General features: G+C 39.6%; 10 protein-coding genes. 6 read left to right on the top strand and 4 right to left on the bottom strand.

Going from position 1 to position 12,756, the window contains the following annotated elements; translation table 11 throughout:
- Positions 1–7 precede the first annotated feature (7 nt).
- Both ACZ9EE_RS31160 and ACZ9EE_RS31155 read left to right on the top strand, forming a co-directional pair.
- Complete coding sequence (locus ACZ9EE_RS31160) at positions 8–1,243, top strand: allantoate amidohydrolase (protein ID WP_476032461.1); 1,236 nt, start codon at positions 8–10, stop codon at positions 1,241–1,243.
- Positions 1,240–2,415 (top strand): M20 family metallopeptidase, encoded by a 1,176-nt coding sequence (locus tag ACZ9EE_RS31155; RefSeq protein ID WP_476032460.1) that lies wholly within the window; start codon positions 1,240–1,242, stop codon positions 2,413–2,415. The genes ACZ9EE_RS31160 and ACZ9EE_RS31155 overlap by 4 nt, the downstream gene beginning before the upstream one ends.
- 394 nt (positions 2,416–2,809) lie before the next feature.
- Here ACZ9EE_RS31155 and ACZ9EE_RS31150 read toward each other — a convergent pair whose 3' ends face one another.
- Entirely contained in the window at positions 2,810–3,991 is a 1,182-nt protein-coding gene (locus tag ACZ9EE_RS31150) for an IS256 family transposase (protein WP_476032459.1), read from the bottom strand.
- A gap of 667 nt (positions 3,992–4,658) precedes the next feature.
- A complete protein-coding gene (locus ACZ9EE_RS31145) occupies positions 4,659–6,437 on the bottom strand; it encodes a bifunctional metallophosphatase/5'-nucleotidase (RefSeq protein ID WP_476032458.1) in 1,779 nt (592 codons plus the stop codon).
- 515 nt (positions 6,438–6,952) lie between these two features.
- Here ACZ9EE_RS31145 and ACZ9EE_RS31140 point away from each other — a divergent pair.
- Complete coding sequence (locus ACZ9EE_RS31140) at positions 6,953–7,477, top strand: DinB family protein (protein ID WP_476032457.1); 525 nt, start codon at positions 6,953–6,955, stop codon at positions 7,475–7,477.
- Between the two features lie 129 nt (positions 7,478–7,606).
- Here ACZ9EE_RS31140 and ACZ9EE_RS31135 read toward each other — a convergent pair whose 3' ends face one another.
- Positions 7,607–7,789, bottom strand: coding sequence for a hypothetical protein (locus ACZ9EE_RS31135; protein ID WP_476032456.1), 183 nt, complete (start codon positions 7,787–7,789; stop codon positions 7,607–7,609).
- A gap of 553 nt (positions 7,790–8,342) precedes the next feature.
- Here ACZ9EE_RS31135 and ACZ9EE_RS31130 point away from each other — a divergent pair.
- From ACZ9EE_RS31130 to ACZ9EE_RS31120, 3 genes are all read left to right on the top strand, one after another.
- Positions 8,343–10,037, top strand: coding sequence for a glycoside hydrolase family 13 protein (locus ACZ9EE_RS31130; RefSeq protein WP_476032455.1), 1,695 nt, complete (start codon positions 8,343–8,345; stop codon positions 10,035–10,037).
- A 133-nt stretch (positions 10,038–10,170) separates the two neighbouring features.
- A complete protein-coding gene (locus ACZ9EE_RS31125; RefSeq protein WP_476032454.1) occupies positions 10,171–11,235 on the top strand; it encodes a M4 family metallopeptidase in 1,065 nt (354 codons plus the stop codon).
- A 31-nt stretch (positions 11,236–11,266) separates the two neighbouring features.
- Complete coding sequence (locus ACZ9EE_RS31120; protein ID WP_476032453.1) at positions 11,267–11,596, top strand: protealysin inhibitor emfourin; 330 nt, start codon at positions 11,267–11,269, stop codon at positions 11,594–11,596.
- A 195-nt stretch (positions 11,597–11,791) separates the two neighbouring features.
- Here the strand turns inward: ACZ9EE_RS31120 and ACZ9EE_RS31115 are convergent, their stop codons facing one another.
- On the bottom strand, positions 11,792–12,358 hold the full coding sequence (locus tag ACZ9EE_RS31115) for a CBO0543 family protein (RefSeq protein WP_476032452.1): 567 nt from the start codon (positions 12,356–12,358) through the stop codon (positions 11,792–11,794).
- Between the last annotated feature and the right edge of the window lie 398 nt (positions 12,359–12,756).

Below are 12,756 nucleotides of genomic sequence, written 5' to 3'. Positions count from 1 at the left end.
GATAGGAATGGAAGAACTTCAAAGACGAATTGAACAGCATATTGATACATTAGGTGAATTTACGGCAACGCCTGGAAACGGGACAACCAGACTTACCTATAGCAAAGAGGACAGGCAGGCACGGGATTATATAAAGGATAAAATGAGAGAATACGGCTTACAGGTTCGCGAAGATGGTTTCGGCAACATCTTTGGCAAGCTCGAAGGGACTCTCGAGGATGCGCCTAGCGTCCTCATTGGTTCCCATTTTGATTCGGTACCAAATGGGGGTTCGTATGACGGGCCTGCTGGTGTAGTCGCAGGGTTGGAAGTAGCAGGTCTTTTTGCTAAAAACAAGCTCACACCGAAATATCCTTTGGAAGTGATTGCACTTATTGAAGAAGAGGGTGCAAGGTTTGGCGGGGGATTAATGGGTTCCAGAGGGATCACCGGCTTACTCAGTGACGAAGATTTCAAAAATTTAAAAGATAAAGACGGCATTTCTACCGTAGAAGCGATGCGAAAAATCGGCTTAGATCCATCGCTTCCTAAAAAAAGAGACCCTAAGACGATGAAAGCATTTTTAGAATTACATATCGAACAAGGTCCTATTTTAGAGGAAAAGAAAATCCCGATTGGTGTCGTCGAAGCGATTGTTGGATTGACTCAATTTGAAATCACTGTAGAGGGACAGGCCGGGCATGCTGGGACCACACCAATGAATCGCCGTTCTGATGCGTTAGTTGCCGCAGCGTCGATGATTGCTCAATTTCCGAATCTTGCAATCGATGAAGGCGAGGGAACGGTGATGACAACGGGACAATTACAGGTCTATCCAAACGGTGCCAATGTCATCCCAAATAAAGTCGTCTTTACGGTAGATTTACGTTCCAGCAAGGAAGAGCATATCGAAAATGTCATTCGGAAAATGAATAAGTTGATCGACTCGACTAGTAAAGAAGGAATTCAAATTTCAGCTGAGCAGCGTTTATTTATGAAACCAAAGGTAATGAATCAGGAAATTATTGAACATTTGAAACAATCAAGCCTTCGTTTACACATTCCGTATTGTTCCATCAACAGCGGGGCTGGACACGATGCCATGGTGTTTTCGGATTCTACAGATGTAGGGATGATTTTTATTCCGAGTAAAAAGGGATTAAGCCATTGCCCTGAAGAATGGTCTGATTCACGGGATATCGCGAAAGCTGTTGAAATACTCTACGAGACAGCTAAGAAGTTAACGGAGGCAGAAGAACAATGATAAATGAAAAAATTAAAGAATCGATCAAAAACTATAGTGAAGAATTGACCGCCTTACGTAGAAAGCTCCATAGTGAGCCAGAGCTTTCCTGGGAGGAAGAAAAAACAACTGCATTTGTGTGTGATTATTTAGAAGAACTGGGTATTCCTTATCGAAGAACAGAGCCCACCGGTGTGATTGCCACCATTGAAGGTGGAAAACCAGGAAAAACGGTCGCATTAAGAGGGGACATGGATGCATTGTCGGTAGAGGAATTAAATAAAGATTTGCCTTATGCATCAACAGAAGAAGGGAAGATGCATGCTTGTGGCCACGATGCGCATACGGCCATGCTCCTCGTCGCTGCCAAGGCATTAGTCGAACAAAAAGATGAGTTGCCTGGAACTGTCCGTTTATTGTTTCAGCCTGCTGAAGAAGTTGCAGAAGGTGCCAAAGCATTGGTGAAACAAGGTGCTGTTGAGGGAGTGGACAACGTTTTTGGCATCCATATCTGGTCACAAATGCCAACTGGTAAAGTATCTTGTCCAGCAGGGCCTTCCTTCGCCTCGGCTGATCTTTTTAAAGTAACGTTCAAGGGTAGAGGCGGTCATGGCGCGATACCACATGATTGTATTGATGCAGCGATTGTAGCTTCTTCCTTCGTTATGAATTTACAAACCGTGGTTTCCAGAACGGTTGATACGCAAAAGCCTGCTGTGGTGACAGTTGGAAAAATGGTGGTCGGAACGCGTTTTAATGTCATCGCCGAAAATGCAGTCATTGAAGGAACCGTTCGCTGTTTCGATCCCAAAACAAGAGACCACATCGAAAAGCAAATCCAGCATTATGCCGAGCATGTTGCAGCGATCTATGGTGCGACTGCTACTGTGGAGTATACAAGAGGGACCCAAGCAGTAAATAATGATGAATACAGTGCAACATTGGTTCAAAGCGTGGTAAAAGAAGCATTTGGTAAGAATGCGGTCTATTTTGAAAAGCCAACGATGGGCGGAGAGGATTTCAGTGAATATCTAGTTAGTGTTCCCGGCAGCTTCGCTCTGGTGGGTAGCGGTAATCCTGACAAAGATACAGAATGGGCCCACCATCATGGCAAATTCAATATTGATGAAGATGCATTAGCGATAGGGGCAGAACTGTACGCTCAATATGCTTGGACCTATCTAAATCAATAACTGATTTTTATTTTAATAAAGGCGATTCTTCCATATGAAGGATCGTCTTTTCCTTTTTTATATAACAGGCAAGTTCAAGAAGAACAGTAGTGTGACACGACCAGTCTAATAAATAGGAATAGTGCCCGCAACTTCAAAAAAGGAACCGGGCTCGGTCAAAATAAAAGTCAAGTCCATTTAATTGTGTAAAAGTATCAACAATGTTTTCACACCAATTTAAAAAGTACAATTATAGTGAACAAGCTTATTTCGAATTTACATTGAGGGGTGGGCATGATAGCCTGGAGGGCAAGCCAGGGGTTGTTAAACTCCTGGCTTCCTGGCTGTTCTTCATGCCCACCGGAGGCTCAATGTCAATTCGAAATTAGGCTTTACACTCTATATTGATAGCGAGTTAGTTTTCTTTTGATTTCTTTAAATAAGGGTAATTCTTACTCGTCCATTCTTCATTAATATCCATTAATACTGAACCAATAATTCTTATTGCAGACTGATCATTTGTAAAAATACGAATAACTCTTTCTCTTCTTCGAACTTCTTGGTTTAATCGTTCTAGCATATTAGTGGTACGTAAGCTTATATGATATTCGACCGGATGGGCAATAAACTGGATAGCATCCTCAAACCCATTTTCTAAGATTTCTATGGCTTTGGAAAAACCTTTGGTATCCTGATACTTTTCTACAAACCGATTTTTTAGGTCCCTAATAACATCCATTTCTGAGTTTTTAAACAAATCTTTTAGCTCTTGGCGAGCTTCAGCAGTTCCTTTTTTCGGCAAGGAATCCAAGAGGTTTCTTATAAAATGGACAGTACAGCGTTGCCATGAAGTGCCTAGAAATGATTCTTTAATTGATGAAACTAATCCACCATGAGCATCAGAAATGACCATTTTAGGGGATTGAAGTCCTCTGGATTTTAAATATTCAAAGAAGGCAGACCAGCTTTCTGTGGACTCCGTGTGATTGACCTTTAGACCAATTATTTCTCTATGGCCACCCTCGTTTACGCCAACAGCAATATGAACACTTTTTGAAACCACTTGCTTGTTTTCTCGGACTTTAATGTACATGGCATCCACGTAAATATAAGGGTAATAGTGTACGTTTAGCGGTCGGTTTCTCCACTCATTAATGGCAGGATCTAAAGTTTTAATTAAGTTAGAGACGAGAGATTTGGAGACACTTTTCCCACATAATTCTTCTACAATTTTAGTAACTTTACGTGTAGAAACACCGTTTACTACCATTTCAACCATGGATAGAATTAATGCTTGATCGCAGCGTTTAAACTTTTCAAAAATAGTAGTAGAAAATTCACCGTCTCTAGTTCTAGGCACTTTTAACTTAAGTGAACCAGCCCCAGTCATCAATTCTCGCTCATAATATCCGTTTCGATAGCCTCTACGTTCTTCTGTTCTTTCATGGGAAAGAGCATTGATATATTCGTCTCTCTCTTTTTCCATTAACGAATTTAAGATAAGTGCAAGTGACGCTTTGACGGGTGATTCTAAAGAGCTATTTTCAATTTTCCCTTTGAGATCTTCTAAATTTATAGTAATATTTATTTGGGTCATCATCATGTCCTCCGTATAAAATGGTTTCTTGGTCGAAAACATTGTAACACGGGTCATGAGGATGACCTATTTTTTTAAACAATTATACGGACATAATCAAAATAAATTAGAATAGTGCCCTCCATGTAAAAAGGGAGGCGGGTGCGGGCAAAATAAATAGGAATAGTGCCCGCAACCTCAAAAAAGGAACCGGCTAGGTCAAAATAAAATAGAATAGTGCCCGCCACGATAAAAAGGACACGGGTGCGGTCAAAATAAAATAGAATAGTGCCCGCTACGATAAAAAGGAAGCGGGTGCGGTCAAAATAAAATAGAATAAATAGTGCCTGCTACGATAAAAAGGAAGCGGGTGCGGTCAAAATAAAATAGAATAGTGCCCGCCACGCTAAAAAGGACACGGGTGCGGTCAAAATAAAATAGAATAGTGCCTGCTACGATAAAAAGGAAGCGGGCTCGGTCAAAAAAATAACAATAGTTCCCGCCAAGTCAAAAAGGAAGTGAATGCGGTCAAAATAAACAGAAAACTTTATCCTCTAGAGGAGTTTTACAATGCACAAAATAGGAAATATTACTACACCCTATACCTTCAGAATAAATAAGCTGTTCAAGTTGCGATACTTCAACAAAAAACTAGAGGCATCACGAGTTGATGCCTCTAATCCAATTTCTAATATCGAACCTGTTCAATTCTATTATCAATACTGTAAGCGAACGGCTTAGTTAAGGTTTTTACATAATCAACAAATGCATCTAAATCAATAGGACCGGTTTCTTTGTTTTGCGCTTTGGCAAATACGGTAAAGCCATCGCCGCCGCCAGCAAGAAAGACATTGGCTGTAACGGTATAGGTTTTATTTGGGTCTAATTCTGAGCCGTCAGGAAGAAGGATTTTGATTACCTTTTGCCCAACCGGCTGCCTCGAATCCCACGTATATGTCAGCCCGGATATTTGAAGCATCGTCGTATAATTGGCGCCCCATTGTTGGTTGAGGACGTCACGGATTTGTTGTCCTGTCATAGTCATTTTTGTCAGCGTGTTATTAAAGGGCTGTACAGTATAGGCTGCACCCCATGTGATATCTCCCGCATCAATGTCTGCTCTAATTCCGCCTGGATTCATAAAGGCAAAATCCGTGTTCATTGCGTTTCTGTGAGAATCGGCGATTAAATCTCCCAGTACAGATTCTCCATTTGCATTTTGCAATGCAGTAAGGCGAACAGAGGTAGAGCCGATCACCCGGTTAACAAGAGGAGCCACTTTCGCTTCATAACCTTCGACCATTTTCCGAATTTCCGGGTCAGGATCGATACCATCCTGGAATGTAGTGATAATTTCTGCCTTTTTGGTCACAATGTCCTTTGTTTTTGGGTCAATTTGAAGATCGACATCTGAAAAAGCAGTTCCATAAGAATAAGCTTGAATGACCAGCTTATTGTTAACCGTAGCATTCATGTAAGCATGATTATGCCCGCCAAAGATGATATCTACTTCATCATCCACACCATTAGCCATGTCGACTAACTTACCTGTTGGATTTTCCCCCTTCATCCCGGAGGTACCTGGGTCGTGAGCGAGAACGACGATAGAACGGACACCCTGTTTCTTCAATTCTGGAACATATCGATTAATTGCCGTTACTTCATCGGTAAATTTTACTCCCTCGACGCCGCTTGGAATAACGATTGAGGGTGTTTCTGTGGTAACCACCCCAATAAATCCAATATTGAACCCATTAGCTTTGATAATCTTGTAAGGAGGCAAAATCGGATTCCCTGACTTTTGATCAATGACATTGGCAGCGAGAGTAGGGAAATCTTGCCCGGCAAAATCTCCTGTTTTTTCACTTGTTCCACCATTTATTAACCGTTGCAGTTCTTTTACTCCTTCATCAAACTCATGATTACCAACTGTTCCGATTCCATAATTTAATTTATTTAAGATTTCAATTGTCGGCTCATCCTGTAGAAGGGCAGAAATTGGCGGGCTTGCCCCAACCATATCACCTGAATGGACCATAATTGTATTTTTATTTTGTGCCGCTCGTTGTTTTAAATAAGCAGCTAAATAGTCGATCCTGCCAACGGGTTTGCCTGCGACATTTCTTGTCACATTTAATTGTCCATGTAAATCATTTATTCCTAATAATTGGACCTGAATGAACCGATTATCCGCAGCAGGGGGATTACCTTTGTTTTCTTGGTTGTTAACTTCTGGACGATTTGAAATATGTCCATGATATTCTTCTGATAAACCTTGAGCGTTCAGCTTCTGATTTTGCCCGCCGCGATTATTAGTCTCATTGATATTGAGATTGTGGGTAGTTTTATTTCGGCTGCCATCATTCTTTGTATTGATAAGATTATTATTTTTTGCATTTTGGTTTCCTGTACATCCTATTAAGCTTAGGATCAAAACCGAAATAAACGCTCGGGAAATCCATTTCATAATGTTCCTCCTTAAGATGTCGTTTAATAGATTCGATTTATTGTTTGCTTTGACTGTTTTCACTATACAGAGTTTAATGGGTTAGAAAATCTATTGCGGGGGTTTCTCCATTATGAGGCGCGCACATTTTTTAAAACCGGCGAAAGCAAACTTAACATGTTGTCTACGTTATGTAGTAAAATTTAGTATATAGTTGCAGGAGAAAAGACATCGAACAGGATTGGATTGTTGAAAAAGATGTTTATTTTAGTAGGTAGTTCAATCATTATTGTTGGCAAGGAATGCTGATACTGATACTGATATTAATCAATAAATGGTACCAGAAAATAAAGAAACTATAAGCCTGCCAAAGCGAATATTTTATTTTATTATATTTTTCCTGTTATCGATATTTTATCTGGATCAAGCATACTTATATAACCCTTGAGATTGGTATTATTATGTATTTTGATCTTAATTTATCATTAGATCTTCTTATTAATTGTTGGATCATTACCTGTAAAGGAGCAGCTTAAATGCATTTTAATATGAAAGAAGCTATCGAGGTTCTTGAGCGTACACCACAAACATTAGAGTATTTTTTATCTGATTTATCAGAAGGATGGTTGCACTGTAATGAAGGGGAAGGAACCTGGAATGTCTCCGAAGTGATTGAGCACCTCATTGAGGGAGAGAAAAATAATTGGATTCCAAGATTAGAATTCATTCTTCAGGAAGGTGAACGTAAACCATTTCCTCCATTTGACCGTTACTCGCACTTAAATGAAAAGCGTGATAGATCGATTGAACAAAAGTTGCTGGAATTTAAAACGCTTAGAACACAAAATATAACCAAACTTAACGTTTTAATTCAACCTGAATTGCATCTTGAAATAACAGGTTCACACCCTGCATTTGGTGCAGTGAAGTTAAGAGAATTGCTTTCTGCGTGGGTTGTTCATGATTTAACACACATTTCCCAAATTGTCAGGGTGATGGCTGAAAGATACAGAGCGGACGTTGGTCCTTGGAATGAATATTTAGGTATTTTGAAAAAGTAATTTCTTCATTCACTAAAGATGGGATCTATCATCACTGGAGATGAAGCAATATTTGTCATTTTTTTCAGTTGAAACGAAAAAGGCGTGGTTGTTCTCCGTCATGAAAGGAGAACAACCACGCCCAATATCTTAAATTAAAGGTTTTCCTGCATCTGGCGAAAGATTTGGGTCGCCTCCTCCAATAATAACGGAGCTGTCTGTGTACTGGTCATTTTCTGATACATTACTTATGTCCTTCTGATTCGCTCTCCCCGTTAAATCCCCTTTTAAATCATTTTGAAATTCTTGAGGAGTATGGTTATCTTTGCTCATTCTGCCACCACCTTTTAGTGGTAGTGTTTGTTAAATGAAGTCATTTATTCGAAAAACGTTTCAGAGATGATTCCACCAATTAAATCAGAAAAACAAGGCGAAAAAACACTTTCTAGTACGATTTGCATAGTTCATAAAAAAACATAGAATTTTCCCTCCATAAATCCGCACGTTTTTATCATGAAAACATGGGGTAGTTAAAAAGTAGGGCACTGAAAAACCGTCAGTTTGTTAAGAATCCTAAAGTAACAACAATCAAGGTATATTTCCTCTTAACGATAAGAATACCTTTTTAAATTTAGACTAAGTAAAAGAACTCGGTTGATTGGAGCGGAAGGCGGCGAAGACTCCTGCGGGAGTACGGGACAGCGGAGACTACGCAGGCGCTAGCGTCAAGGTGGCTCCCCGGCACGCCCGCGGAAAGCGAAGCCGCCTGGAGCGGAAATCAACAGACAAATTACTTACACAACTAAAATTTAAGGGGCTTTTTCAGTGCCCTCGTTAAAAAGTAGATTGTTTTTCACCAATGATTTTGAAAGGGGATTCTCAATAGATGAAAAAGAAATGGTGGAAGGAAAGTGTTTTTTACCAAATTTATCCTATGAGTTTCATGGACTCTAACGGTGACGGTATTGGAGATTTGCAGGGGATTATCTCAAAATTGGATTATTTGAAGAATCTGGGTATCGACGCGCTATGGATTTGTCCGATTTATCAGTCGCCCAATCACGATAATGGCTACGACATAAGTGATTACCATGCCATTATGGATCAATTCGGAACGATGGAGGATTTCGATGAATTGCTTGCACAAGCACATGAACGGGGTCTTAAAATCATCATGGACCTAGTGGTGAACCATACGTCTGACGAGCATCCATGGTTTATAGAATCTCGTTCTTCTCATGATAATCCCAAACGAGATTATTATATTTGGCGAAAAGGGAAGAATGGCGGACCGCCCAATAACTGGGAATCTTATTTTAGCGGATCGGTATGGGAATACGATGAAACGACAGACGAATACTACCTCCACCTCTATACCAAAAATCAGCCGGATTTAAATTGGGAAAATGAAAATGTAATCAGTGAGGTGGAAAAGATGGTCCGCTGGTGGCTGGATAAGGGGATAGATGGATTCCGGTTGGATGCCATTGCTCACATTGTCAAAGCTGAGAACCTTCCTGATGCTCCTAATCCAACCAATCTTCCCTATGTGAGAGCCTATACGCTATATTCCAACCTGGAAAAGGTACATACACTACTGCGAGAATTGAATGAAAAAGTGATGAACATGTATGATATCGTGACTGTGGGTGAAACCTCCGGGCTGGGTCCTGAGCAGGCGTTAGACTATATTGGTAATGAACGGCACGAATTGAATATGGTGTTTCAATTCGAGCATATGCAGTTGGATTCCGCAACAGGAGGTACGGGGAAATGGGAATTGACGCCCTGGAATTTGCTCGATTTAAAAAATGTGATGAGTAAATGGCAGACAGTCCTGCATGGAAAAGGCTGGAACGCCAATTATCTCTGTAATCATGACCAGCCGCGTTCCGTTTCCCGTTTTGGAAATGATGGCAAATATCGAAAGGAATCGGCTAAAATGTTAGCAACCTTCCTTTTGACCTTAGAAGGAACTCCTTTTATTTATCAAGGAGAGGAGATTGGAATGACAAATCCTAAGTTCCAGTCCATTGAAGATTATCGTGATATTGAGACGCTGAACTATTACCAACAGGCGGTCGAGAGTGATATACCACTCGATACGATTATGGAGGCAATTTGGAATAAAAGCCGTGATAATTCGCGTCTTCCTATGCAGTGGGATGATTCTCATGCTGCAGGATTTACGACAGGTACGCCCTGGGTCCAGGTGAATTCTAATTATCAGGAAGTTAACGTCCAAGAAGCATTAAAAGATGAAAATTCAATCTATCATTATTACCGTGAGCTAATTGCCTTAAGGAAAAAGCATGAAGCATTAGTGTACGGAGAATACAAGCTCCTGCTGCCTCTCGACCCCGACCTTTACGTCTACACCCGTACGTTGGGAGAAGAGAAGCTATTGATCATCTTAAATTTCTTTGATCGTACGCCGGTTTTTGAACTGCCCAAAGAATTAAACAATCTATCTGCAGAGCTGCTGCTCTCAAATTACCAGTCAAAAAAAGAGGATTTACAGGAGATCACTTTAAGTCCTTATGAAGCACGGATTTACCAATTAAAAATGATCGATCATTAATGAACTAAAAACGCAGCCAGCTAGTTTATGTTCATTAAAAAGAGCGAGTCAAAAGATCCCCCAGCAGAAACTGTGCTTCATAGAAAACGAATTAATAGTTATAAAATATGTTTTATGAAAGGGCGGAGAAAATATGAAAACAAATTACTGCTCACATAATCATTGTCAATGTTTTATAATTCCTAGCTATATTCTTGAAAATTTGGCCAAAAACAATATTGAAGAAGCAAGGATTAGTTTATCCAAAAGCCGCCAGGTAAGAGTACGTAGAAATTTAAAGGAATTCGATATTACGGGTATTGTTGAGCTCACAGATGCAATAGTTAGACCATACTCAGAATCCGCACGTCATGTATACGATTGTGAAGGCGGAACAAACCTCAGAGCGATGGAGGTTAGGAAAGAAGGAGACCGTTCAACTTCTCAGGATTCTGCAGTGAATCATGCATACGATTATGCAGGGATTGTCCGTGATTACTACAAGAACGTATTATTGCGCAATTCGATTGACAATAATGGACTTGACCTTGTTCTAAACGTTCATTACGGGCATAATTTTATGAATGCCTTTTGGGATGGCGATGAAATGGTATTTGGAGATGGAGATGGGGAGATTTTTATTAACTTTACGAATTCTATCGATGTTATTGGACATGAATTGACACACGGTGTCACTCAGTTTACGAATGGCTTAGAGTATGCAGGCCAGTCTGGAGCGCTAAATGAACATATCTCAGATGTATTTGGAATTGCCATTAAGCAGAACTATTTAAAACAAACAGCACAAGATGCGGATTGGCTGATTGGCGCGGATATTATGGGTCCTTCATTAAAAGGACAAGCCCTCCGTTCAATGAAAGCTCCCGGTACTGCGTTTGATAATAAATTAATGGGGAAGGATTTGCAGCCTGACCACATGAAAAATTATTATCAGGGAGAAGACGATAATAATGGAGTCCATATCAACAGCGGTATACCAAATAAAGTCTTCTATCTTGTTTCAATGGAAATTGGAACTGAACAAGCAGCGTTAATCTGGTACCATGCGATCCAAAGCTTATTTGCAACAGCAAATTTCAATCAATTCGTTGACATTGTTGAGACTGCAGCACAAAAACTTGCTAACAGCGGAATGGTTCCCGAAACAGCGGCAAAAACAGTAAAATCTGCTTTTAAAACAGTTGGATTACCTTATTAATCTGATTGGTTGTTTGAATTGGAGGCTTAACATGCAGATTCAATTTAGTTGTACAGGTGGAATCGCCAATCTCAACTTAAAGTATGAATGTGAAATTCAGAAACTGCCTAACGAAAAAGCGGAGAAGTTGTTGGACTTACTTAAGGAATCCAGAATGCTGGAAATCAAATCGATGAATGAAGCTAATGTTCCAACTTCAGGAGCAGATGCTTTTATCTATTTATTAAAAATAGAAAATGGAATGGAAAAATTTGCTTTTTCATATACGGATGTAACAGCTCCGAAAGAAGTACAGCCATTACTAGAATATTTACGTAATTTGGCCATTGCCGCGAAAATGGATGTCATAAAGGAGCGATGAGATGTACTGTAATTAATAGATAAATATAAATGAAAAAGTTTACTTAAAGTAAAGGATACTTAAGGAGTCACACGACGAAAAAAATGTGAGAGCAAATGAAAAAGCTCTTATTAAACTAAATAAGGATAATCGCTTGTAATAAAATAAGACGCCCCTCTAGTAGCGAAGAGCGGAGTATATCCAATGAAAAACTATTTATGTTTCTTCATACAATGGAGAAAACTTAGTCCGTTGGCTAAGCCAATATGCACTCATAAAAATAACAATCTGAATCGGGACAGAATAACTATAACGCCAGGCATTCGGTTCATAAATACCCAGCCAGTCAAAAAATGGTTCTGCAATATAGGAAGTTAATAGTGCGAAAAATATCGCTTTTACCCATGGATTTATTTTTGGGAAAATCTGCAAGAGGATCATTATCGATACAGGCATGAGCGTAATATCCCATGGCAAATAGGTAGGAAGTGTTGGGATAACATGAAACCGATAATGCCAAATGCCTGTTTGGTCTCCTAAAATATCAAGCAGGGTTGAAATTGCCATAATATAAAACCCCACATACATTATTCGATCGGTACTTTGCTTTTTTCTAATAAGAAACCAGATTATCCACGGGAGAATGGAGAGGGCAACACCAAACCACCATAAGTGAGAAAAAAGAACATGTTCCTGCCAAATTTCTATCTTTTGGTCCATTAATTCTTCAATATTATAAAAGTTTTTATCCTGCATCCTGATAATGCTGTCTTTACTTGCCAAAATGATCACCCTCTTCAATCCATAAGCATTCCTTTAGGTTTATTAATTTTTAATAAGAATATACATTAATTATTGCACACCCTAAAACATGGTAATGATGAAGCTCGATTCTCTGTAGAGTACGGAGATTACCAATAGTGGATGCCGGTAGCGCACCTTTCATCTTATGTTAACAGTTGAAAAAAGGACTAATAAATAAAATAAGAAAACCGAGATTGTTTAATAACACAATCTCGGTTCTCTTATTACAAATCATTGTCTACCTCTACGTTGAAAGCTTGTCCTTGTAGTATTTATACATATTTGTGAGGATATGCTAGCTGCACGAAGTGGCAGGTTTGTTGAAGAAGGATATTTTCTGTTTTAAGCGAATTAGAATTAGAATTACAAACCACGCC

This window comes from Bacillus sp. URHA0034, from assembly GCF_056280405.1.
Note: the sequence above shows the minus strand (reverse complement) of the source record. Positions and strands in the feature narration are given on the sequence as shown.